The 22,822-nt window shown below is 73.0% G+C and carries 17 protein-coding genes; 9 read left to right on the top strand and 8 right to left on the bottom strand.

From position 1 onward, the window contains the following. The first annotated feature begins 54 nt into the window (after positions 1-54). Positions 55-747, top strand: a complete 693-nt coding sequence (locus ACIF8S_RS32120; RefSeq protein ID WP_400003927.1) for an RNA-binding S4 domain-containing protein — start codon at positions 55-57, stop codon at positions 745-747. Between the two features lie 16 nt (positions 748-763). Here ACIF8S_RS32120 and ACIF8S_RS32115 read toward each other — a convergent pair whose 3' ends face one another. Then, positions 764-1,450: a class I SAM-dependent methyltransferase gene (locus ACIF8S_RS32115; RefSeq protein ID WP_400003925.1), complete on the bottom strand. Its 687-nt coding sequence runs from the start codon at positions 1,448-1,450 to the stop codon at positions 764-766. A 150-nt stretch (positions 1,451-1,600) separates the two neighbouring features. Between ACIF8S_RS32115 and ACIF8S_RS32110 the strand changes: the two genes are divergently transcribed. Beyond that, positions 1,601-1,864 (top strand): DUF6343 family protein, encoded by a 264-nt coding sequence (locus ACIF8S_RS32110; protein ID WP_349793710.1) that lies wholly within the window; start codon positions 1,601-1,603, stop codon positions 1,862-1,864. Between the two features lie 62 nt (positions 1,865-1,926). On the opposite strand, the gene ACIF8S_RS32105 is transcribed toward ACIF8S_RS32110, so the two are convergent. The 4 genes from ACIF8S_RS32105 to rpsA form a co-directional block, all read right to left on the bottom strand. Further along, positions 1,927-2,307, bottom strand: coding sequence for a M48 family metallopeptidase (locus tag ACIF8S_RS32105; protein ID WP_145825220.1), 381 nt, complete (start codon positions 2,305-2,307; stop codon positions 1,927-1,929). 50 nt (positions 2,308-2,357) lie between these two features. Then, positions 2,358-2,969 (bottom strand): dephospho-CoA kinase, encoded by a 612-nt coding sequence (gene coaE / locus ACIF8S_RS32100; protein ID WP_400003922.1) that lies wholly within the window; start codon positions 2,967-2,969, stop codon positions 2,358-2,360. A gap of 45 nt (positions 2,970-3,014) precedes the next feature. After that, entirely contained in the window at positions 3,015-3,953 is a 939-nt protein-coding gene (locus ACIF8S_RS32095) for a PAC2 family protein (RefSeq protein ID WP_400003920.1), read from the bottom strand. 225 nt (positions 3,954-4,178) lie between these two features. Then, positions 4,179-5,678, bottom strand: coding sequence for a 30S ribosomal protein S1 (rpsA, locus tag ACIF8S_RS32090; protein ID WP_145825223.1), 1,500 nt, complete (start codon positions 5,676-5,678; stop codon positions 4,179-4,181). 363 nt (positions 5,679-6,041) lie between these two features. Between rpsA and ACIF8S_RS32085 the strand changes: the two genes are divergently transcribed. Next, a complete protein-coding gene (locus tag ACIF8S_RS32085) occupies positions 6,042-6,854 on the top strand; it encodes a class I SAM-dependent methyltransferase (protein ID WP_400004004.1) in 813 nt (270 codons plus the stop codon). A 4-nt stretch (positions 6,855-6,858) separates the two neighbouring features. Continuing rightward, positions 6,859-9,456 (top strand): ATP-dependent RNA helicase, encoded by a 2,598-nt coding sequence (locus ACIF8S_RS32080; protein ID WP_400003918.1) that lies wholly within the window; start codon positions 6,859-6,861, stop codon positions 9,454-9,456. A 73-nt stretch (positions 9,457-9,529) separates the two neighbouring features. Here ACIF8S_RS32080 and ACIF8S_RS32075 read toward each other — a convergent pair whose 3' ends face one another. After that, positions 9,530-11,323: a lytic transglycosylase domain-containing protein gene (locus tag ACIF8S_RS32075; RefSeq protein ID WP_400003916.1), complete on the bottom strand. Its 1,794-nt coding sequence runs from the start codon at positions 11,321-11,323 to the stop codon at positions 9,530-9,532. A 322-nt stretch (positions 11,324-11,645) separates the two neighbouring features. Here ACIF8S_RS32075 and ACIF8S_RS32070 point away from each other — a divergent pair, with 322 nt between their 5' ends. Then, the gene (locus ACIF8S_RS32070) at positions 11,646-12,509 is read left to right on the top strand and encodes a DUF4184 family protein (protein WP_400003914.1); all 864 of its coding nucleotides are present in this window, start codon (positions 11,646-11,648) and stop codon (positions 12,507-12,509) included. Here the strand turns inward: ACIF8S_RS32070 and ACIF8S_RS32065 are convergent. Next, the gene (locus ACIF8S_RS32065; RefSeq protein ID WP_400003912.1) at positions 12,427-12,852 is read right to left on the bottom strand and encodes a hypothetical protein; all 426 of its coding nucleotides are present in this window, start codon (positions 12,850-12,852) and stop codon (positions 12,427-12,429) included. The genes ACIF8S_RS32070 and ACIF8S_RS32065 overlap by 83 nt on opposite strands. Positions 12,853-13,459: 607 nt before the next feature. Further along, positions 13,460-16,186, bottom strand: coding sequence for a DNA polymerase I (polA, locus tag ACIF8S_RS32060; protein ID WP_400003910.1), 2,727 nt, complete (start codon positions 16,184-16,186; stop codon positions 13,460-13,462). A 798-nt stretch (positions 16,187-16,984) separates the two neighbouring features. On the opposite strand from polA, the gene ACIF8S_RS32055 reads away from it, so the two are divergent. The 4 genes from ACIF8S_RS32055 to ACIF8S_RS32040 all read left to right on the top strand — a co-directional run bounded on the left by ACIF8S_RS32055 (position 16,985) and on the right by ACIF8S_RS32040 (position 22,668). Then, on the top strand, positions 16,985-19,264 hold the full coding sequence (locus ACIF8S_RS32055) for an FdhF/YdeP family oxidoreductase (RefSeq protein ID WP_400003908.1): 2,280 nt from the start codon (positions 16,985-16,987) through the stop codon (positions 19,262-19,264). 60 nt (positions 19,265-19,324) lie between these two features. Further along, on the top strand, positions 19,325-19,807 hold the full coding sequence (locus ACIF8S_RS32050) for a PaaI family thioesterase (RefSeq protein WP_400003906.1): 483 nt from the start codon (positions 19,325-19,327) through the stop codon (positions 19,805-19,807). A gap of 307 nt (positions 19,808-20,114) precedes the next feature. Further along, positions 20,115-20,540: a hypothetical protein gene (locus ACIF8S_RS32045; protein ID WP_400003904.1), complete on the top strand. Its 426-nt coding sequence runs from the start codon at positions 20,115-20,117 to the stop codon at positions 20,538-20,540. 892 nt (positions 20,541-21,432) lie between these two features. After that, on the top strand, positions 21,433-22,668 hold the full coding sequence (locus ACIF8S_RS32040; RefSeq protein WP_400003902.1) for a branched-chain amino acid ABC transporter substrate-binding protein: 1,236 nt from the start codon (positions 21,433-21,435) through the stop codon (positions 22,666-22,668). Positions 22,669-22,822: the final 154 nt, after the last annotated feature.

The following is a 22,822-nucleotide window of genomic DNA, read 5'->3' as shown; positions in this document are numbered from 1 at the left end:
GCCCGCGTGGATATCCCGCACGGCCCGCGGACCGCTGGGGCTAAGGTCGGAAGCATGGTTGCGGAGGGTGCGCAGGACGACAAGGTGGCCGGTGCGGCCGGTGACGCGGCGGCGGACGGGCCCGCCGACGGCGCGGGGACGACGCCCGAGCCGACGGATCCGAAGATCGCCGCGGCGGTGGCGGCCGCCGAGGCGGCCGGACCGCAGAACGGCGAGAGTGTGCGGATCGACAGCTGGATCTGGGCGGTACGGCTGGTGAAGACCCGGTCCATGGGGGCAGCCGCCTGCAAGGGCGGGCACGTCCGGGTGAACGGCGAGCGCGTGAAGCCCTCGCACTCCGTGCGCGTCGGTGACGAGGTACGCGTGCGGGTCGAGACACGCGAGCGGGTCGTCTTCGTGAAGCGGCTGATCCGCAAGCGGGTGGGCGCCCCGGTGGCCGTCCAGTGCTACATCGACAACTCGCCGCCGCCCCCGCCCCGCGAGGCCGTCGCCCCCGCCGGTGTCCGCGACCGCGGCGCGGGCCGCCCGACCAAGCGCGACCGCCGGGAGATGGAGCGGCTGCGGGCGCTGGGCGGCCCCGGCCCGTTCGGCGGGTTCGCGGGTCCGGCCGCTCCCGCCACCCCGTCCGCCGGACCCGGCGGAACCGGTGGAACCGGCGGCACCGGCGGATCTGCCGGACCCGGCGGGCGAGGCAAGACCGCGGGCCGCGGCACGGGCGGTGGCAGCCGCCGGGGCCGGAACAGGTGAGCCCGGTGTCCCGCGGTCAGCCGCGGGACACCGGCACCGCCCTCACCCACATCCGGTCCTCGGTGAGGTACCGGTCCACCTTCAGCCCCTCCTCCGCGAGTGCCGCCTCGAACTGCTCCCTGGTCAGCGGGCGCGCCCGGAACGTCTGTGTCCAGGTCGCGTCCGGGAACACGTACTCCGCGCGCACGGAGTCGACGCCGTCACCCACCGGCTCCACCGACGCGATCCGCACCGTGAAGCCCGCCGGGTCGGCCCGCTCGCGCGGCACGTCGGTGTGGTAGTCCTCGCCCTCCCGCTGGATCAGCACGCACCCGTCCTCCGCGAGGTGCCGCACGCAGGTGCGCAGCATGCCCCGCCGTACCTCCGTGTCCCCCGTGTGTACGAGGAACGAGGCGAGCAGCACCACGTCGAACGTCTCACCGAGGTCGAGCCGCTCCACGCGGCCGCATATCGTCCGCGCGCCGCGGACGCGCCGCAGCATCTCGGCGGACTCGTCCACCGCCGTCACCTCGAAGCCGCGCTCCACCAGGGCGTGGGTCATCCGCCCGACACCGCTGCCCAGCTCCAGGATCCGCGCCCCGGCCGGCACCGCGGCGGCGATGATGTCCGGCTCCCTCCCCACGGGCAGCCGCTCGTACAGCTCGACCGCGCAGCCGTCCGGGGTGATCACCCCGGGCCCCGTCCCCTCATGGCCTTCACGCATCGTCGGTTTCATGTCTGTCGAACGGCCCGCGCCCGCACGCCCGTTCCCCTCCCCTCCGATGCCACCCGATCGAGTGAACGTGTGGTCCGGGGGCGATTCCGGGAAGCCGTGAGGAGAGGGACCGCCGGCGTGGACGGAGTGGGGATCACGATGCGTACGGGCAGTGAACCGACGACCGCGCGGAGTCCGCTGCGGATGCGGTTCTGGCTCAGCGTGTGGGGCGTCCTCTGGACGGTGGCCGGGACGGTGGCGTTCGCGCTCGCGGGGTATCCGGGCTGGGCGCTGGCCTGCGGGATGCTGTTCCTGCTCGTCACGGCCGACCTGCTCTTCGTCCTGCGGCACATCCGCCAGGGCCCGCACTACCAGCCGGGCCGGGACGTCCCGCCGTACGAGCCGCCGGCGGGCCGGCGCTGAGCTCTCACGGCGAGGCGATGTCGCCTGACCCGTGCGACGGCGCAGCCAAGATCAGCCGTCCATCAGCCGTCGAAGCGGGCCGCCTTCAGGTACTCGGGGTTGGGGTCCAGCGCGGCCGCCAGCCGGAAGTGGCGCTTGGCCGGGTGGGGGCGGCCCTGCCGCTGGTAGGTGCGGGCCAGCGCGAAGTGCGCGAAGGCGTTGTCCGGCTCCCGCTCCAGGACGAGGGAGAACTCCAGCTCGGCGGGCCGCAGCTGGGCCGCCGCGAAGAAGGCGCGCGCCCGCAGCAGCCGGGCGGCGGTGTTCTCGGGGTGGACGTCGATGACGCCGTCGAGCAGCTTCACCGCGCCTCGCGGGTCCCGGGAGGCGAGCAGGTGCTCGGCGGCACGGAAGTCGATGACGTGCGTCTCCGGCGTACGTCCGGGCGCACCACTGGTCTCGGGCACGGCGGAATCCTTCCCTCGCTGAACGGGATCAACGCCCCGAGCGGTGCCGGCTATTCCGACGGGGACTCTTGCGCGCGCCGGACCAGCTCGGCCCACACCTCCTCGACGCGCCGCCGCAGGGCGTCGAGGGGCACGTCGTTGTCGACGACGATGTCGGCGATCTCCCGGCGCTGCTCGCGGCCTGCCTGGGCGGCCATGCGGGCCCTGGCGTCCTCCTCGCTCATGCCGCGCAGCCGTACCAGCCGGTCGAGCTGGGTCTCGGGGCTCGCGTCGACGACGATCACGAGGTCGTAGAGCGGGGCGAGGCCGTTCTCGGTGAGGAGGGGGACGTCGTGCACCACGACGGCGTCCTCGGGCGCGGCCTCCTCCAGCTCCCGCGAGCGGGCGCCCACCAGGGGGTGCACGATCGCGTTAAGCCGGGCCAGCTTCTCCGGGTCGCCGAAGACGAGGGCGCCGAGGCGGGGCCGGTCCAGGCTGCCGTCCTCGGCGAGGATCTCCTCGCCGAAGGCCTCCACGACGGAGGCGAGGCCCGGGGTGCCCGGTTCGACGACCTCGCGTGCGATGCGGTCGGCGTCGATCAGCACGGCCCCGCACTCCACGAGCAGCCGCGACACCTCGCTCTTGCCGGCTCCGATACCGCCGGTCAGCCCCACTGTCAGCATGGGCAGCAGCCTAGGCCCTGACGCCGGCCGGCGGTCCGGCGGGCGTCAGTTGTCGCCCTCCCGCTCGGCCAGGAACTTCTCGAACTCGCGGCCGATCTCGTCCGCCGACGGGATGTCCACCGGCTCGGCCAGCATGTTGCCCCGGGTCGCGGCGCCCGCCGCGGCGTCGTACTGGTGCTCCAGCCCCTGGACGAGGGCGGTGAGCTCGTCGTCGCCCTCCCGGATCTGGCGGTCGATCTCGGTCTGGGTGCGCTGGGCGTCGGTGCGCAGCGCGTGCGCGACGCCGGGCAGCACCAGTCCGGTGGCGGCCGTGACGGCCTCGAGCGCGGTCAGGGCCGCGTCCGGGTACGGGGAGCGTGCGATGTAGTGCGGCACGTGCGTCGCGACGCCCAGGACGTCGTGTCCGGCCTGCATGAGCCGGTACTCGACCAGGGCCTCGGCGCTGCCGGGGACCTGCGCCTCGTCGAAGGGGCTGCTGCTCACCGGGACGAGGTCGGTGCGGTTGCCGTGCGGGGTGATGCCGACGGGGCGGGTGTGCGGGACGCCCATGGGGATGCCGTGGAAGTTCACCGAGAGGCGCACCCCGAGGCGTTCCACGATCTGGCGCACGGCGGCGGCGAAGCGCTCCCACTCCACGTCCGGTTCGGGGCCGGAGAGCAGCAGGAACGGCGCGCCGGTGGCGTCCTGGACGAGCCGCACGGTGATGTCCGGCTCCTCGTAGTCGGTCCACCGGTCGCGGGTGAAGGTGAGCAGGGGGCGACGCGCCCGGTAGTCGACGAGCCGGTCGTGGTCGAACCGGGCGACGACCTGGTGGGGCAGCGAGTCGAGCAGCCGGTCGACGATCTGGTCCCCGGTCTCCCCCGCGTCGATGTATCCGTCGAAGTGGTAGAGCATGACAAGTCCGGCCGACTCCTGGGCCAGCGCCATGTCGACGACGCTCAGACCCTTCGGCTCCCAGGCGTACAAATCCTGCGGATCAAGCACAGTGACCGCTCCTCCTCGTGTTCCCACCACGACAACGTGGCACGAAGCACAGGCATTCCCAGCAGCGCGGCTGCCCTGAGGGGTACGCCCTGAAGCGGCACGGGGGACTGCCCGCCCCCCCACGGCGCCACAGCCGGCAACGCGCCGCACGGGGGAACGCCTGAGGGGCCGCACCTCGAAAGGTACGGCCCCTCAGTTCAACCACTACGCCTCAGCGGCGAGCGTTCAGCTCTGGCCACCCGCCAGCTTCTCGCGAAGCGCGGCCAGCGCCTCGTCCGAAGCCAGGGCGCCGGACTGGTCGCCACCCTCGGAGGAGTACGAACCGCCGCCACCGCCGGACGCGACCGGAGCGGCAGCCTCGCCACCCTCGGCAGCGGCCTTCTCGTCCGCCTCGCGGGACTTGATGACCTGCGCCTGGTGCTGCTCGAAGCGCTGCTGCGCCTCGGCGTACTGGCGCTCCCACTCCTCGCGCTGCTTCTCGTAGCCCTCGAGCCAGTCGTTGGTCTCGGGGTCGAAGCCCTCGGGGTAGATGTAGTTGCCCTGGTCGTCGTAGGACGCGGCCATGCCGTACAGGGTCGGGTCGAACTCGACCGTCGACGGGTCGGCACCGAAGGCCTCGTTGGCCTGCTTCAGCGAGAGGCTGATGCGACGGCGCTCGAGGTCGATGTCGATGACCTTGACGAAGATCTCGTCGTTGACCTGGACGACCTGCTCCGGGATCTCCACGTGGCGCTCGGCCAGCTCGGAGATGTGGACCAGACCCTCGATGCCCTCGTCCACGCGGACGAACGCACCGAACGGAACCAGCTTCGTGACCTTGCCGGGCACGACCTGGCCGATCTGGTGGGTGCGGGCGAACTGCTGCCACGGGTCTTCCTGGGTCGCCTTCAGCGACAGGGAGACGCGCTCGCGGTCCATGTCGACGTCCAGGACCTCGACCGTGACCTCCTGGCCGACCTCGACGACCTCGGAGGGGTGGTCGATGTGCTTCCAGGACAGTTCGGAGACGTGGACCAGACCGTCGACGCCACCCAGGTCCACGAAGGCACCGAAGTTGACGATCGAGGAGACGACGCCGGAACGGACCTGACCCTTCTGCAGGGTGGTGAGGAACGTCTGACGGACCTCGGACTGGGTCTGCTCCAGCCAGGCACGACGGGACAGGACCACGTTGTTGCGGTTCTTGTCCAGCTCGATGATCTTGGCCTCGAGCTCCTTGCCCACGTAGGGCTGGAGGTCGCGGACACGGCGCATCTCCACGAGGGAGGCCGGAAGGAAGCCACGGAGGCCGATGTCGAGGATGAGACCACCCTTGACGACCTCGATGACGGTACCGGTGACGATCCCGTCCTCTTCCTTGATCTTCTCGATGGTGCCCCAGGCACGCTCGTACTGGGCGCGCTTCTTCGAGAGGATCAGGCGGCCTTCCTTGTCCTCCTTCTGGAGAACAAGGGCCTCGATCTCGTCACCGACGGCGACGACCTCGTTGGGGTCGACGTCGTGCTTGATCGAGAGCTCGCGGCTCGGGATAACGCCTTCGGTCTTGTAACCGATGTCGAGCAGGACCTCGTCCCGGTCGACCTTCACGATGACGCCGTCGACGATGTCGCCGTCGTTGAAGTACTTGATCGTCTCGTCGATCGCGGCGAGGAAGGCTTCCTCGTTACCGATGTCGTTGACCGCTACCTGCGGGGTGGTGGCGGTGGTCTCGGTGCTGCTCGTCATGTGGGAAAGGGCTCCGGTACGGACATTGAAGTCGTAGGTACTGCTACGCCGGAGCCCGTTTCGCTCTGCAGAAGCCGGACAGCCAAGGAAGCGCCACGAGAAACCGGTGACGCCTCGACAACCGAGGGGACATACATACAGATGCGAGCGCAGCCTGCTACGTCTGAGGTGCGCAGGCCCGCAGCGCAACTTGTAGCATACGGGGACGGCCGGGCAGGGTCAATGCGCGAAGCCGCCCACCCGGGGCGGATCGCCGCATAACCGGCACAACTGCCGTCTCCCGAGGCCACGCAGGGGTGAAGAAGACCCCCTCGGCGACACACCGGGGACCCGGCTGGACGGAAGAGTACGACGAGGGAGCCCATCATCCAAGAGCCCGAAGTCCCCGAACCCGAGGCGACCCGGCGGCAGGCCGGGGTCACGGAGAGCTCCCGGGCCAACCGGGGCTGGTGGGACCGCAACGCCGACGAGTACCAGAGCGATCACGGCACCTTCCTCGGCGACGACCGTTTCGTGTGGGGCCCCGAGGGCCTGGACGAGGTGGAGGCGGAGCTGCTCGGCCCGCCGGAGGAGCTGAAGGGGCGCGACGTCCTGGAGCTGGGTGCCGGCGCGGCACAGTGCTCCCGCTGGCTGGCCGCGCAGGGCGCCCGTCCCGTCGCCCTGGACATCTCGCACCGCCAGCTCCAGCACGCGCTGCGCATCGGCGGGGCGTTCCCCCTGGTGTGCGCGGACGCGGTCGCCCTGCCCTTCGCCGACGGCTCCTTCGACCTGGCCTGCTCGGCGTACGGCGCGCTGCCCTTCGTGGCCGATCCGCGGCTGGTGCTGCGTGAGGTGCACCGGGTGCTGCGGCCGGGCGGGCGGCTGGTGTTCTCCGTGACCCATCCGATCCGCTGGGCGTTCCCCGACGAGCCGGGCCCGGAGGGGCTGAGCGTGTCCGGGTCGTACTTCGACCGCACGCCGTACGTCGAGCAGGACGACAGCGGGAACGCGGTGTACGTGGAGCACCACAGGACGCTCGGGGACCGGGTGCGTGACGTGGTCGCCTCCGGTTTCCGGCTGGTGGACCTGGTGGAGCCGGAGTGGCCGGCCTGGAACACCTCCGAGTGGGGCGGCTGGTCGCCGCTGCGGGGCAACCTGATCCCCGGTACGGCGATCTTCGTGTGCGCGCGGGACTGAGCGCGTGATCCGTCAGGACGCCCTGGAGTCCCTTCCCGTCCGCGAGGCCCTGCCCGGGCTCGCCGGCGCCCTCGACGCGCACGGCACGTCCGTGCTGGTCGCCCCGCCGGGCACCGGCAAGACGACCCTGGTGCCGCTGGTGCTGGCCGGTCTGTGGGGCGCTGGCCCCGCGCGGCGGGTGCTGGTCGCCGAGCCGCGGCGGATCGCGGCCCGCGCGGCGGCGCGGCGCATGGCGTGGCTGCTGGGCGAGCGGGCCGGCGGGCCGGTCGGCTTCACGGTGCGCGGGGAGCGGGTCGTGGGCCCGGACACGCGCGTGGAGGTCGTCACCACGGGTGTGCTGCTCCAGCGGCTGCAGCGCGACCAGGAGCTGGCCGGGGTGGACGTCGTGATGCTCGACGAGTGCCACGAGCGGCACCTGGACGCGGACACGGCGGCGGCGTTCCTGTGGGACGTGCGCGAGACGCTGCGGCCCGACCTGCGGCTGGTGGCCGCGTCGGCGACGACGGACGCGCAGGGGTGGGCCCGGCTGCTGGGCGACGCGCCCGTGGTCGAGGCGCGGGGTACCGCGCACCCCGTGGACGTGGTGTGGGCGCCGCCCCCGCGCGCGGTACGGCCGCCGCACGGCATGCGGGTGGACCCGGCGCTGCTCACGCACGTGGCGGCGGTGGTGCGCCGGGCGCTGGCGGAGCGGGACGGCGACGTGCTGGTGTTCCTGCCGGGGGTCGGGGAGATCGCCCGCGTGGCCGGACTGCTGGGCGGCCTGCCCGGGGTGGACGTCCTCCAGGTGCACGGCAGGGCGCCGGCCGCCGTGCAGGACGCGGTGCTGTCGCCCGGGGAGCGGCGCCGGGTGGTGCTGGCGACGTCCGTCGCCGAGTCGTCGCTGACGGTGCCCGGTGTGCGGGTGGTCGTGGACTCGGGCCTCGCCCGTGAGCCCCGTGTCGACCACGCGCGCGGGCTGAGCGCCCTGGCGACGGTACGGGCCTCGCGGGCTGCGGGGCGGCAGCGGGCGGGCCGCGCCGGACGTGAGGCCCCGGGCGCGGTGTACCGCTGCTGGGCGGAGGCGGAGGACGGGCGGCTGCCGTCGTTCCCCTCCCCCGAGATCAGGGTGGCCGACCTGACGGCGTTCGCGCTGCAGGCGGCCTGCTGGGGCGATCCGGACGCCTCGGGGCTGGCGCTGCTGGACGCCCCGCCGGGCGGTGCGATGGCGGCGGCCCGGGACGTCCTGGCGGCGATCGGCGCCGTACGTCCGGACGGGCGCCCCACGGAGCGCGGCACCCGTCTGACCCGCCTCGGCCTGCATCCGCGTCTGGGGCGCGCCCTGATGGACGCCGCGCCCCGGGTGGGTCCCGGTCTCGCGGCCGAGGTCGTCGCCCTGCTCTCCGAGGAGCCCCCGCGGGACTACGGCGACGACCTGGCCGCCGCGCTGCGCGCCGCGCGCCGTGGCGGTGACGGGTACGCGGCCCGCTGGCGCACGGAGGTGCGCCGGCTGCGCCGGGCGGCGTCCGAGGCGGGCGGGACGCCCGGGGACGCCGCGGAAGGCGGCAGGGAGGCATCCGCGTCCGCGGGCGTGGGTGCGGGTGTGGGCGGGGGAAGCGGTGCGGTGCTTGCCGCCGGGGCCGGGGCCGGGGCGGAGGAGCGTGCGGCCGGTGTCGTCGTGGCGCTCGCCTTCCCCGAGCGGGTGGCGCGGGCGGAGGGCGGGTCGTACCTGATGACGGGTGGAACCCGTGCCGAGGTGGGGGCGGCGTCCGCGTTGCGCGGGACCGAGTGGATCGCCGTCGCCGTGGCCGACCGTCCCGTGGGACGCGGGCACGCGCGCGTACTGCTGGGGGCCGCCGTGGACGAGGACGTGGCCCGCTGGGCGGCGGGGGCGCTGACGGAGCGGCGCGAGGAGGTGCACTGGGCCGACGGGGACGTGGTGGCGCGGCGCGTCGAACGGCTCGGGGCGGTGGAGCTGACCGCGCGGCCGCTCACGGACCCCGACCCGTCGCTGGTGCGCGCCGCGCTGCTGGACGGGCTGCGGCGGGAGGGCTTCGGCTTGCTGCGGTGGCCGGCCGGGGCGGACGTCCTGCGGCAGCGTCTGGCGTTCCTGCACGCGCGACGGGGCGCGCCCTGGCCCGACGTGTCCGACGAGGCGCTCCACGCGCGCGTGGACGAGTGGCTGGAACCGGAGCTGAGCCGGGCGCGGCGCCGGGCGGACCTCGCCCGGATCGACGCCGGGCAGGCGCTGGGGCGGCTGCTGCCGTGGGCCTCCGGGGACGCGGCGCGCCTCGACGAGCTGGCGCCCGAGCGGATCACGGTGCCCAGCGGGTCGGCGATACGGATCGACTGGTCCGACCCGGAGCGGCCGGTGCTGGCCGTGAAGCTGCAGGAGATGTTCGGGCTGCAGGAGTCGCCCACGGTCGCCGGGGTGCCGCTGCTGGTCCACCTGCTGTCCCCGGCCGGACGGCCCGCCGCGGTGACCGCCGACCTCGCGTCCTTCTGGCGGGAGGGCTACCAGCAGGTACGCGCCGAACTGCGCGGCCGCTACCCCCGCCATCCCTGGCCCGAGGATCCGACGTCGGCCCCGCCGACCCGCCACACGAACACACGGCTGCGCCGCTGAGAGCCCGCTCAGGTGCGGGGCGGTGAGGGGGGCCGCCACCCCCCGCTCACCTCGGTGAGCGGGCGTCAGGGCGTCAGGGCGTCGGGCTTCCCGTAGGGGCCGGGTCCGGGTCGGCAGAGGAGTCCGGGTCCGGGTCGGAGGAAGGGTCCGGGTCCGGGGACGGGGTGTCGGCCGGGGCCACGGTCAGTTCCACCGTGAGGGTCGCACCGCCCGCCGTGGTGAGGCGGAGCAGGAACGTGCCGGCGGTGTCGTCCGCGTACAGCTTCGGCAGGGTCAGCCGGCCGTCCGCGTCCGTCCTCAGCCCCGTCAGGGTGCGGACCGCCTTGCCGTCGGCGTCCTTGAAGAACGGGCCCTTGTCGTTCTCGGTGAGATCGTCGGCCGAGGTGACGAGGGTGGCGGCGACGGCGACCTTGCCCGCGGCCTCGCCCCGGTAGGTCGCCCTGACCTCGACCGGCTCGGCGAACTCGCCGCCCGGCACGCACGTGAGCGCCTTCTCGCCGGTGCGGACGAGCGCGTCGGCGGCCCGCTCGGTGACCGTGGCCTTGTAGGCGACCCCCTTGACGGAGCGCCCCACGACGGCGGCCTGGACGGCGAACGCGCCGGTCCTCTCCCCCGCCAGCAGCGCGGGCGCCACGGCGACACCCGACGCGTCGGTGACGACGGTCGCCACGCTCTCCCCGCCGGCGAAGGCGGTGTCGGTGTCCCCGACGATCGTGAAGCGGATCCGCACCTTGGCCACCGCCTTGCCCGCGTCGGTCTCCGCGCGGGTACTGATGCGCTCGGCGAAGGTGTGACCCGCCATGGCGGTCAGGCTCGCCGTGCCGGCGTCCTCCAGACGGCCGACCGTGTCGGTGGGCGTCGGAGGGGTGGTCGCCGGCGGCGTGGTGGGCGGCGCGCTCGGGCCGCCGGGGGCGGGCGAGGTGGGGGTGGGCCGGGAACCGGAGGGCTTGCCGGGGCGGGTGCCGGGCCTGGCCGGCGGGGTGGTGCCCGGGGCCGACGGGGTGATGCCGGGGCGCACGCCGTCGTCGCTGCGGTCCACCGGCAGGCTGCCGCTGCCGTCCGGGATCTCGTGCGTGCCCTTGCGGTAGAACTCCAGCCACGACAGGACGGTGTTCAGGTAGTCCGTGGAGTTGTTGTAGCTGAGGATCGCCTTCCTCAGGTCCTTCGGCTCGGACAGGTCCCAGTCGAAGCGGCACAGGTAGTGACCGGCTGCGAGGGCGGCGTCGTAGACGTTGTTGGGGTCCTTGCGGCCGTCGCCGTTGCCGTCGCGGCCCGCCCACTCCCAGGTGGAAGGGATGAACTGCATGGGACCGACGGCCTGGTCGTAGGTGGCGTTTCCGTCGTAGGCGCCGTTGTCGGTGTCCTTGATGAGGGCGAAGCCGTTGCCGTCGAGCTGGGGGCCGAGGATCGGCGAGACGGTGGTGCCGTCGGCAGTGACCCGGCCGCCCCGGGCCTGACCGGACTCCACCTTGCCGATGGCGGCGAGGAGTTGCCAGGGCAGGTTGCAGCCGGGCTTCTTCTCGCGCAGCGCGGCCTCGGCCTTCTTGTAGGCGTCGAGGACGGTCGCGGGTATGCCGGCCTCCGTGGTGCCCCGGGCTCCGGTGCCGGTCTCCGAGCCCGCGGAGGGCGACGGGTTGGGGCTGCTGAGCGGAGGGAGGTCCGTGTAGTACGGCGAGTTGCCGGTGGCGCTGTCGTCGCCGTCGACGGTCGCGTCGGGCGCGGAGGTGGCGTCGCCGGTGTTCTGTCTGCCCTGGTCGTCGACCGTCACGCCGGGAGCCTGGGACGCGGACAGGGCCGCCACCGCTGCCGCGGCCACGGCGGTGGTTGCCGCTCCCTTGCGCAGCCTCCTGCCGAATTGCGCCGCCATAGAGTGAACCCCTCCCGTGGGCGCTGTCGGCGCCCGTCACCGTGTGCTGTGCCCGCCCTGTTGTGACGATCCGTGCGCCCCGCCGGTTGCCCTGTTGTGCGGCACCGGCTCGGCGACCCTCGCGACCCTACGACAACTTGCTTTGCGCGGACACCCGTTGCTGCCCGATATTCACCGGTTGGCCATCTCTTCGACAGGCAGGTCCTCGGGGTGACGGCCGGCGGCGGCGCGTTCTGCCGAATACTGGGTGCGCCGATCACCGGGGCCGCCGGCCGACGCGCCTGTCGGCCGTCCCGGCCAACCCCTGCCGCGAGGAGTCCCGTTGCCGTTCACACTCAGCCACGCGGCGGCGGTCCTGCCCGCCGTCCGCACCGACGGTGGCGGACGCGGCCCGCTGGTCCCGGCCGTGCTGGTCGCGGGCAGCTTCGCGCCCGACATGACCTACTACGCGGCAAGTGTGGTGTCCGGGGCCATGGAGTTCGGTGACGTGACGCACGCGGCCTGGGGCGTGTTCACCGTCGACGTCGTCATCGCCTGGCTGCTGGTGGGGTTGTGGCTGCTGGTGCGGGAGCCGCTGGTGGCGCTGCTGCCGCGGACGGGTCGGGGGCGGGTGGCGGCGCTGACGCGGTGCGGCGCGCCGCGGGCGCGCGTACGGCCCTCCCTGGTGGCGCGCTGGTACGTGTCGGCGGTGCTGGGGGTCGCGACGCACGTGGTCTGGGACGCGTTCACCCATCACGACCGGTGGGGGACGCGGCTCGTCCCGGTGCTGGGCGAGGAGATCGGCGGGTCGCCGGTGTACTGGTACGCGCAGTACGGGAGTTCGGCGGTGGCCGCGGTGGTGGTCGCGCTGTTCGTGGCGCGGGCGGTGCGCCGCGCGGTCCCCGGGGCCGCGGGGCCCTCGGGGGTGCCGGTGCTGTCCGCGGGCGACCGGTGGTGGGCGCTCGCGCTGATCGGCGGCTGCGCGCTGGTGGCGGCGGCGCTGAGGGCTTCGCGGTGGTGGGCCTACTGGGGCTCCGTCGCGAAGCCCTACGAGCTGATTCCGACCGTGTGCTTCGGCGCGGGCGCGGGGCTGGTCCTCGCGCTGCCGGTGTACGCCGTGGCCGTCAGGGTGTGGCGTCCGGTCCCGCCCACGGAGGACCTTGCGGGCGTGGATACGCGGCGGCCGGACCGTACGGCCGCACGCTGAGCGTCTCGCTCGCGGCGACGAACACGGTGACCGTGCGGACCGGGCGGGGCCGCGGCAGCAGGGTGAGGACGAGGGCGAGGTAGGCGCGGGCCAGCTCGGCCCACAGCCGCCACGGCGGCTGCTCGGTCCCCTGGCCGGGGGCGGTGGGGGTGCGGCCGGTTCTCCACCGGCCGTCGGTGAGGCGGCGGCCGAGGCGTGCGGCGGCGTCACGGAGTCCGGTGGTGAGTTCGGCGGGGATGCGGGCGGTACTTGCGGCGGCCGCGAAGACCGGGACCGGCGGAAACGTCTTGGGGATGGGTCCGTCGGATCCGGCCCGCGGGGGTGCCGCTCTGCGGTGAAGCATGCGTATACCCATGCATGGCATGCTGTCCGCCCACCTCACCGACGGCCCCCCTGCGGGGGCCACGCGGGTGAACCACCCCCGTGCCCGGTATACGCCCCGCCGCCCCCACGGAAGCCCTTCCGGCCGGCCGCCCCACGCGGCGGACCAAGCCACACGGTGCCTCTCAGGAGCACGCCCGGAGCAGGCACCCGCCGCCCGCCGGAGAGTCCCGCGCGGTCCCGCCCGGCCGGAGGCCCCGACGCCCACACGGCGCCTCTCAGGACCCCGCCCGGCTCAGGCACCCGCCGCCCGCCGCCCGCCGCCCGCCGGAGAGTCCCGCGCATTCCGCCCGACGACGCCCGCGACGCGCGGCGTCCGAGACGCGAGGTGCTCTGTCGGACCGTCGGTGGCGGCCCCACCGGTCGGACACCCCTCAGCCGCAACGCGCGGCACCCGCAGGCGGCCGACGGCGCACCACTGCCGCCGCGGGCCGAAGCCCGGCGCCCCACCGAAGCCGCTGCGGCCCATGCACAGCCGTCCCCGCGCACCGCACCCCGCGCACCGGCGAGGTGAGCCGATCGGACGTCCGCCCGATCGGGTCACGCTCTCCGCGGCCACGCGGCCGGCCTCAGTGTGCCGCCGACTCCCAGTCCGGGCCGACGCCGACCGAGACGCCCAGGGGGACCCGCAGCTCGACGGCGGACGCCATCTCGCGGCGGACCAGGTCCTCGACCTGCTCACGCTCGCCGGGGGCCAGTTCCAGGACGATTTCGTCGTGGACCTGGAGGAGCATGCGGGAGCGCAGGTCCGCCTCGCGCAGCGCGCGGTCCACGTTCAGCATGGCGATCTTCACGATGTCCGCCGCCGTGCCCTGGATCGGTGCGTTGAGCGCCATCCGCTCCGCCGCCTCGCGGCGCTGACGGTTGTCGCTGTTGAGGTCCGGCAGGTAGCGGCGGCGGCCGAAGAGGGTCGCCGTGTAGCCCGTCGCCCGCGCCTCGTCCACGACGCGGCGCAGGTAGTCCCGTACGCCGCCGAAGCGCTCGAAGTACGCGTCCATCAGCTGGCGCGCCTCCGCCGCCTCGATGTTCAGCTGCTGGGAGAGGCCGAACGCGGACAGTCCGTAGGCCAGGCCGTAGGACATCGCCTTGATCTTGCGGCGCATCTCCGCGTCCACCGCGGACTGCTCGACCGAGAACACCTGGGCCGCGGCGGTGGTGTGCAGGTCCTCGCCGGAGGTGAACGCCTCGGTCAGGCCGGCGTCCTCGGAGAGGTGCGCCATCACGCGCAGCTCGATCTGGCTGTAGTCGGCGGTGAGCAGGGACTCGAAGCCCTCGCCGACCACGAAGCCGCGGCGGATCGCGCGGCCCTCGTCCGTGCGGACCGGGATGTTCTGCAGGTTGGGGTCGGTGGAGGACAGCCGGCCCGTCGCGGCGACGGTCTGGTTGAACGTGGTGTGGATCCGGCCGTCGGCGGCGATCGTCTTGATCAGGCCCTCGACGGTGACCCGCAGCTTCGCCTGCTCACGATGCCGGAGCATGATCACCGGGAGTTCGTTGTCCGTCTGGCCGGCCAGCCAGGCCAGGGCGTCGGCGTCCGTGGTGTAGCCGGTCTTGGTCTTCTTCGTCTTGGGCAGGGCCAGCTCGCCGAAGAGGACCTCCTGGAGCTGCTTGGGCGAGCCCAGGTTGAACTCGTGTCCCGCCGCCGCGTGCGCCTCCTTCACCGCCTGCTGCACCGCACCGGCGAACATCTGCTCCATGGCCTCCAGATGCGCCCGGTCGGCCGCGATGCCGTGCCGCTCCATGCGGGCGAGCAGGGCGGAGGTGGGCAGCTCCATGTCGCGCATCAGGTCGGAGGCGCCCACGTCCGCCAGGTGGCCCTCGAAGGTCTCGCCCAGGTCGAGGATGGCGCGCGCCTGCACCATCAGCGACTGCGCCTGCGCGCCGTCGTCGGCGCCGAAGGCCAGCTGCCCGTCGGGGGCGGCGGCGGGCGCCAGCTCCCGGTGCAGGTACTCCAGGGACAGCGCGTCCAGGTCGAAGGAACGGCGGCCCGGCTTGACCAGGTACGCCGCGAGCGCGGTGTCCATGGTGACGCCCTCGATCTCCCAGCCGTGCTCGGCGAAGACCCGCATGGCGCGCTTGGCGTTGTGGAACACCTTGGGCCGGGCGGCGTCGCCGAGCCAGGCACGCAGCGTCTGCTCGTCGGCCTCGTCCAGCTCGGACGGGTCGAACCAGGCGGCCGGTCCGTCCGCCGTGGCCAGCGCGATCTCGGCGACGGAGCCGGTGCCGAGCGCCCAGGTGTCGACGGCGGCGACGCCGAGGGGGCCGGTGCCGTGCTCCGTCAGCCAGCCGGCCAGCTCGCCGGTGCCCAGGACGGTTCCGTCGACCTCCACGCCGTCCGTGACGACCGGGGTGGTGTCGGCCTCCTCGGCGCCCGGGTCGACGCCGAACAGGCGCTCGCGCAGCGACGGGTTCCTGATCTCCAGGGTGTCGAGGATCATCGCCACGGCCTTGCGGTCGTAGGCGGTGCGCTCCAGGTCGAGTACGCCCTTCGGCAGCTCCACCCGGCGCTCCAGCTCGGTGAGGCGGCGGTTGAGCTTGACGGCCTCCAGGTGGTCGCGGAGGTTCTGTCCGGCCTTGCCCTTGACCTCCTCGACCCGCTCGACCAGCTCGGCGAAGGAACCGAACTGGTTGATCCACTTCGCGGCGGTCTTCTCGCCCACGCCGGGGATGCCGGGCAGGTTGTCCGACGGGTCGCCGCGCAGCGCGGCGAAGTCCGGGTACTGCGCGGGCGTGAGGCCGTACTTCTCGAAGACCTTCTCCGGGGTGAAGCGGGTCAGCTCGGAGACGCCCTTGGTCGGGTACAGCACCGTGACGTGGTCGGAGACCAGCTGGAAGGAGTCCCGGTCGCCGGTGACGATCAGCACGTCGAAGCCCTCGGCCTCGGCCTGGGTGGCGAGGGTGGCGATGACGTCGTCCGCCTCGAAGCCCTCGACGGCGAAGCGCGGCGCGTTCATCGCGTCGAGCAGCTCGCCGATCAGCTCGACCTGGCCCTTGAACTCGTCCGGGGTCTTGGAGCGGTTCGCCTTGTACTCGGTGAACTCCTGGGACCGCCATGTCTTGCGGGACACGTCGAAGGCGACCGCGAAGTGCGTGGGCTCCTCGTCACGCAGGGTGTTGGCGAGCATCGACGCGAAGCCGTAGATCGCGTTCGTCGGCTGGCCCGTCGCGGTGGTGAAGTTCTCCGCGGGCAGCGCGAAGAACGCGCGGTACGCCAGTGAGTGCCCGTCCATGAGCATCAGGCGCGGGCGGCTTCCGCCGGGGGTCTGGTCGGTCTTCTTCGATGCTGTGTCTGCCACGCCTCCGATCCTGCCACGCCGCACTGACACCGAGCCCCGCCCCCGCCCACGGGACAACGAAGCGCCGGTGCCGGTGTGGGCCGGGCGGTGTTCACGCAGCCCGGCGCTTCCGGGGCGCCACCGCGCCCACCCGTGCCGCCCCAGGCGGCACGACTGCCCACAGTTGGCGACACCTGCGCCCACCGCCCGCGTCCTCGCCCACGGGGCAACGGGCGCCGGGTGCCGGTGTGGGCCGGGCGGTGTTCACGCAGCCCGGCGCTTCCGGGGCGCCGCCGCGCCCACCCGTGCCGCCCCAGGCGGCACGACTGCCCACAGTTGGCGACACCTGCGCCCACCGCCCGCCCCCGCCACCGGAGTCGGTGTCGGTGTCGGTGTAGCCGCGTACGGCGGGGAGGGGACGGGGTGGGGGTGGGCGCCCGCAGCGGCTGGCGCGTCCGCGCCCTGTGCCTCCCGGGACGCACTCTCGCGCCAGACCGAGGACGACCGCCCCCCCCCCCGCCCCCCCCCCCCCCCCCCCCCGGGGCGCGACCCCCCCCCCCCCCCCCCCCCCCCCCCCCCCCCCCCCCCCCCCCCCCCCCCGGCCCCGCACCACCCACCGCCCGTGGGCGCTACGCCCGCCCCCACCACACCGCAACCCTGCGCCGCAGGCACGCGACCTCCGCCCCCACCGGACCGCACGACCCTGCGCCGCAGGCACGCGACCCCAGCCCCCACCGGACCGCACCGTAGGCCCGTCCCTCCCCCCGTGCGAGGATCGAAGAGATCCACCTCACACATGTGCGTGAACAGGAGTGCGCGATGGCAACGAAGCCACCCCAGGGTGACCCGGTTCAGGACGCGCCGCAGGTGGCCGAGCGGAAACGGGCGGCCGCCGGACTTCCCGCGGTCGGCCACTCGCTGCGCATGGCCCACCAGCAGATGGGTGTGAGGCGCACGGCGCTGACGCTGCTCAGCGTCAACCAGAAGGACGGCTTCGACTGCCCGGGCTGCGCCTGGCCCGAGCCGGAGCACCGGCACAAGGCGGAGTTCTGCGAGAACGGCGCCAAGGCGGTGGCCGAGGAGGCCACACTCCGCCGGGTCACCCCGGACTTCTTCACCGCGCACCCCGTCTCCGACCTGGCCCGCCGCAGCGGTTACTGGCTGGGGCAGCAGGGCCGGCTGACCCACCCCATGTACCTCCCGGAGGGCGCCGACCACTACGAGCCGGTCAGCTGGGAGCGCGCCTTCGACATCGTCGCCGAGGAACTGACCGCGCTGTCGTCCCCCGACGAGGCCGTCTTCTACACCTCGGGCCGGACCAGCAACGAGGCCGCGTTCCTCTACCAGCTCTTCGCCCGCAAGCTCGGCACCAACAATCTGCCCGACTGCTCCAACATGTGCCACGAGTCGTCCGGCTCGGCCCTGTCGGAGACGATCGGCGTCGGCAAGGGCAGCGTCCTGCTGGAGGACCTGTACCAGGCCGACCTCATCGTCGTCGCCGGACAGAACCCGGGCACCAACCACCCCCGCATGCTGTCGGCCCTGGAGAAAGCCAAGCGGAACGGCGCGCGCGTGGTGAGCGTCAACCCGCTGCCCGAGGCGGGCCTGGAGCGCTTCAAGAACCCGCAGACGCCCAAGGGCCTGACCGCCGGCACCACGCTGACCGACCTGTTCCTGCAGATCCGCATCGGCGGCGACCAGGCCCTCTTCCGTCTCCTCAACAAGCTGATCCTGGACACCCCGGGCGCGGTCGACGAGGAGTTCGTCCGCGATCACACCCACGGTTTCCACGCGTTCGCCGAGGCCGCCCGCGCCGCCGACTGGGACGAGACGCTCACCGCGACCGGCCTGGCACGCGAGGACGTCGAACGCTTCCTGCGCATGGTGCTGGACTCGGAACGCATCGTCGTCTGCTGGGCGATGGGCCTGACCCAGCACAAGCACTCGGTGCCGATGATCCGCGAGATCGTCAACTTCCTGCTGCTGCGCGGCAACATCGGCCGTCCGGGCGCGGGCGTGTGCCCGGTGCGCGGTCACTCCAACGTGCAGGGCGACCGCACGATGGGCATCTTCGAGCGGCCCGCGCCGGCGTTCCTGGACGCCCTGGAGCGGGAGTTCGGCTTCGCGCCACCCCGTGCGCACGGCTACGACGTCGTACGGGCGATCCGCGCGCTGCGTGACGGCGAGGCGAAGGTGTTCTTCGCGATGGGCGGCAACTTCGTCTCCGCCTCCCCCGACACGGAGGTCACCGAGGCCGCGATGCGCCGGGCGCGGCTGACCGTGCACGTGTCGACGAAGCTGAACCGCTCGCACGCGGTCACGGGCGCGCGCGCCCTGATCCTGCCGACGCTGGGCCGCACCGAGCGCGATGTGCAGGCGAGCGGCGAGCAGTTCGTGACGGTGGAGGACTCGATGGGGATGGTGCACGCCTCGCGCGGGCGCCTGGATCCGGCGAGCTCGCACCTGCTGTCGGAGCCGGCCATCGTGTGCCGGCTGGCCCGCCGGGTCCTGGGCCCGCAGGACGACGTGCCGTGGGAGGAGTTCGAGAAGGACTACGCGACGGTCCGCGACCGCATCGCGCGCGTGGTGCCCGGCTTCGAGGACTTCAACGCGCGCGTGGCGCGTCCCGGCGGCTTCGCCCTGCCGCACGCCCCGCGCGACGAGCGCCGCTTCCCCACCGCCACGGGCAAGGCCAACTTCACCGCGGCGCCGGTGGAGTACCCGCACCTGCCCGAGGGGCGGCTGCTGCTGCAGACGCTGCGCTCGCACGACCAGTACAACACCACGATCTACGGTCTGGACGACCGTTACCGGGGCATCAGGAACGGCCGCCGGGTGGTGCTGGTCAACCCGGAGGACGCGCGGGAGCTGAAGCTGGCGGACGGCGCCTACGTCGACCTGGTCGGCGAGTGGAAGGACGGTGTGGAGCGCAGGGCGCCCGGTTTCCGCGTCGTGCACTACCCGACGGCCCGGGGCTGTGCCGCCGCGTACTACCCCGAGACCAACGTGCTGGTGCCGCTGGACGCCACCGCGGACACCTCCAACACCCCGGCCAGCAAGTCGGTCGTGGTGCGTCTGGAACAATCGGCGACCGACTGAGCGTTCGCTCAGCACACAGACGTACCGACGTACCGACGCACGACGATTGGAGCCGGGCCCATGGGAGAGTCGCAGCAGGTGAGGTTCCCGCAGGAGGTCATCGACGAGTACGCCGCGCTCGGTGTGGACCTGCGGGCGCTGTTCTCGGCGGGCCACCTGGGCACGCGGATGGGCGTGCAGATCACGGAGGCGTCGGCGGAGCGCGTCGTCGGGACGATGCCGGTGGAGGGCAACACCCAGCCCTACGGCCTGCTGCACGGCGGCGCGTCCGCCGTGCTGGCGGAGACGCTGGGCTCCGTCGGCTCGATGCTGCACGGCGGCGTGCACAAGATCGCGGTCGGGGTGGACCTCAACTGCACGCACCACCGCGGGGCGCGCTCCGGCCTCGTCACCGGCGTCGCCACCCCGGTGCACCGGGGGCGTTCCACGGCGACGTACGAGATCGTGATCACCGACGAGGCGGACAAGCGGGTGTGCACCGCCCGGCTGACCTGCCTGCTGCGGGACGCGCGGCCCGGCGACGCGGAGAAGGCCGCGGGCTGACGACGGTTGGCGGTGCGGGGAGCGCAGCGCCCCGCACCGCGCCCTCTGTCACCACGCGCCCCCCCTTGACCACCCCCACCGCCCTGCACCCCCCGGACCACCCCCACCGCCCTGCGCCCCTGATCGCCCCGCATCCCCGCACTCCCGACCGCCCCGTACCGCTCGCGCGCCCCCCGCGCCCCGCCCGGGCCACCTCGACACACCGCCTCCGGGCCGCCGCGCGCGCACCACTCCCCCGTTTCCCCGGCGACACCGTGCCCGTCACCGCCATTGCCTGCGGTCCGCAGGCGCCTTAGCGTTTCGGGGCATGGGACGGGGCAGCACCTCTTGGCCGGGGGCGTTCGGTGTGCCTCTGCTGGCCGCGCTCGCGGCGGGCCTGACGGTGACCGTGGCCGGGTGCGGCGCGGTCGGTTCGGGCCAGGCGCGCGGCGCCCCCTCGACGACGCCTGTCCCCGCGTCACCGTCACCCCGGGTGACCTCCGACGTGGACCTGTGCGTGAGCATCGTCGGCCACTGGTCGCGTGAGGTGCTCGACGGGCGCGGGTACGGCGACTACCAGTCCATGGGGATGTCCGGCGGCCAGTACGAGATCCTGCGTGAGGTGGTGGACGCCGCCCGGGCCGCCCGACGCCAAGGGAAGTACGACGTCGACACGTTGATCGACCGTCAGGCGCGCGAGGGGTGCGAGGCGTGGTACCGGGGCGGCGGGCCCGGAGAGGGGCCCTGGCGATGAGCGGGGGCGGGGTCGGTCCGGTGGAGCCGGAGGGGGACACGCACGTCCAGGACACGGACCCCGCCCCCGGCCCCCGGCGCGCGCTCCTCCCACAGTGGTCGCCCCGCCGTCGCAGGACCGCGGCCGGCGCCCTTGTCGCCGTGGCCGTCCTGGCCGGCGGCGCGTCCCTGTACCTCACACGGCCCCGCCCTGAACCACCTCCCGAGCCTCCGTTCCCGAGCCAGGTGACCGCCTTCGCGTACCTGGACATGCAGGTCAGAGGCTCACAAGGGGCTTTGCGAACTTTTGAATTCACAATACAAGCATTTATGGAATCCGGCCCTCCGGTGACCGTTCTGCACATTTCCCAGCCCTACGCGGGCCTGTCCCTCACCTCCACCCCAGCCGTCCCTTTCGGGGTGAAAAGCGGATCGCCACGCAAGATCACCGTGACTGCAGAGGTGACGGAATGCGGGAAAGTGCCACGGAACGCCGGGCTCCCTTTCCTGGATGTAACACTGCGTAACACGCGTGCAAAGGAGGTGCACAGCTTCATCCTGGGAGCCCGGTACGCACAAGACCTGTCGCAGGCCCTGCAGGTAGCCTGCAGCAACGAATTCCGGTAATCAGCAAAACGCCTGATACACCTGAACCACCCCCGCCGAGTCCTGCGGTTTCTCACGATGCGGACAGGGCAAAACGGCGGGAATTCTGCTCTTCCCCCCACTCAGTACCGCTCTGCAATACGTCGTGTCATAACAAGAGCGTCACAGCCTTGGCCAGAGTCTCCTCCGCATTCCCCACACACGCTTAGAGTCACGGCCAGTCACCGCGCCGCCTGATTCTCACTCGGCCCAGCGCTCGACTCGGCCGTCTCCACCGGGAAACGGCTGTCAGGGGAAAGGACTGGATCGTGCGTCAACGTTCGCTCATCGCCATCACCGCCGCCCTGGCGGCGGGTGCACTCACCCTCACCGCCTGCGGCTCACGCGACGACGACGGCGGCGGCAGCTCGGACTCCGGCAACGGTGGCACCACCGTGATCATCGGCGTCGACGCGCCGCTGACCGGCGACCTCTCCGCGCTCGGCCTCGGCATCAAGAACTCCGTGGACCTCGCCGCGAAGACCGCCAACAAGGAGAAGTACGTCGAGGGCGTCACCTTCAAGATCGAGGCCCTCGACGACCAGGGCCAGGCCTCCGTCGGCCAGCAGAACGCCACCAAGCTCGTCGCCAACAAGGACGTGCTCGGTGTCGTCGGCCCGCTGAACTCCTCCGTCGGCGAGGCGATGCAGAAGGTCTTCGACACCGCCAAGCTCGTCGAGGTCTCCCCGGCCAACACCAACCCCGCCCTCACCCAGGGCGTCAACTGGGCCAAGGAGAAGGTCCGGCCGTACAAGTCGTACTTCCGTACCGCGACCACGGACGCCATCCAGGGCCCGTTCGCCGCGCAGTACGTCTACAACGACGCCAAGAAGAAGAAGGTCTTCGTCATCGACGACAAGAAGACCTACGGCGCCGGTCTGGCCGCCACCTTCACCGAGGAGTTCAAGAAGCTCGGCGGCCAGGTGGTCGGCACCGAGCACATCAACCCGGAGAGCAAGGACTTCAGCGCGGTCGCGACGAAGGTCAAGAACTCCGGCGCCGACGTCGTCTACTACGGCGGCGAATACCCGCAGGCCGGCCCGCTGAGCAAGCAGATCAAGGAAGCCGGCGCCAAGATCCCGCTGGTCGGCGGTGACGGCATCTACAGCGCCGACTTCATCAAGCTGTCCGGCGCCTCGGGCGTCGGCGACCTCGCCACCTCCGTCGGCGCGCCCGTCGAGACACTGCCGTCCGCCAAGGAGTTCGTCGCGAACTACAAGGCCGAGGGCTACAAGGAGGCCTTCGAGGCCTACGGCGGCTACTCCTACGACTCCGCCTGGGCGATCATCGAGGCCGTCAAGAAGGTCGTCGAGGACAACGACGGCAAGCTCCCCGACGACGCCCGCTCCAAGGTCGTCGACACCATGCAGAACGTCTCCTTCGACGGCGTGACCGGCAAGGTCTCCTTCGACGAGTTCGGTGACGCGACCAACAAGCAGCTCACCGTCTACACCGTCAAGGGCGGCGACTGGGCCACGGTCAAGTCCGGCACCTTCACCGGCTGATCACCCCCGTACCACTCACACGGGCCGCGCGGGGCGCTGTTCCACTGGCGCCCCGCGCGGACCCGGGGCCGGGCCCACCCGCGCACATTACCCAAGGCAGGGAGGCCCATCGGTGTACGAAAAGCCGCCCCCGCTGGGGCAACGCCGGCTACAG

This window comes from Streptomyces sp. NPDC085937, from assembly GCF_044540535.1.
Classification (GTDB): domain Bacteria; phylum Actinomycetota; class Actinomycetes; order Streptomycetales; family Streptomycetaceae; genus Streptomyces.
The sequence above is the reverse complement of the archived record's forward strand: the minus strand, read 5'-3'. Positions and strand labels throughout refer to the sequence as shown.